1 protein-coding gene is annotated in these 690 nt (G+C 60.6%); it reads left to right on the plus strand.

Features of this window, described 5'->3' with window-relative positions; all coding sequences use genetic code 11:
* Positions 1 to 39: 39 nt before the first annotated feature.
* A complete protein-coding gene (locus tag ABIE52_RS07000; protein WP_042450945.1) occupies positions 40 to 396 on the plus strand; it encodes a hypothetical protein in 357 nt (118 codons plus the stop codon).
* Positions 397 to 690 lie beyond the last annotated feature (294 nt).

Here is a 690-nt window from a genome sequence, read left to right on the forward strand (position 1 = left end):
TCATCGAAGGCGTCCGAATCTCGAGTACAGTGTCGATTCATGGCTGAGAGCACACGCGTCGGATCACCGCAGTCTGCGCGTTCGGGAAACCCGTGTGTGTGGTGTGGTCGAGAGGTCGCGGTGACCGGTGTCGGTCGTCGACGCCGGTACTGCAGCCAGTCTTGTCGACAGCGTGCGTACGAGCAGCGCAATGCCGTCAAGGGCACGTCGATCCCGGCTGACGCCGTCATCTTGACCGCAGTCGAAGCGGTCGAACTCGTGGATCGGATGTTCGAGGTCCGATGCGCTGCCGAAGATGTGGCGACAGCAGTTGCCGAGGGCGCAGAGAGTTCAGAGCTCACACAGTTGTGTGAACGGTTGACCGAGCTTGCCCGCGAAGCCGAACGTTTCCGGTAGAGCAGGTGTGGGCAACCGGTTTCTAGCCTTGCGTCGAGCACTGCAACACTGCGGTGCTCCTGACGCCTGACGACGACAAATTTTGATCCTGAGTTCGGACCTTCGGGGAGGTTCGGACTTCGAAGCGACCCTTCGTCGAGGTCGATGACCTTCGGCTGCGCTCTCGCAGGATCGCCACATGGTTTCCACTCGATATCGAGGCGGTGCGATGTTTCTCTTCAATCCCCGAGCCACACTTCCCGGCGCTGATCGTGACAACGCTGATCGTCACAACGCTGTGTGGGGGTGGTCGTG

Source organism: Rhodococcus sp. OAS809 (assembly GCF_040546695.1).
In the GTDB taxonomy this organism is placed as follows: Bacteria; Actinomycetota; Actinomycetes; order Mycobacteriales; family Mycobacteriaceae; genus Rhodococcus_F; species Rhodococcus_F qingshengii.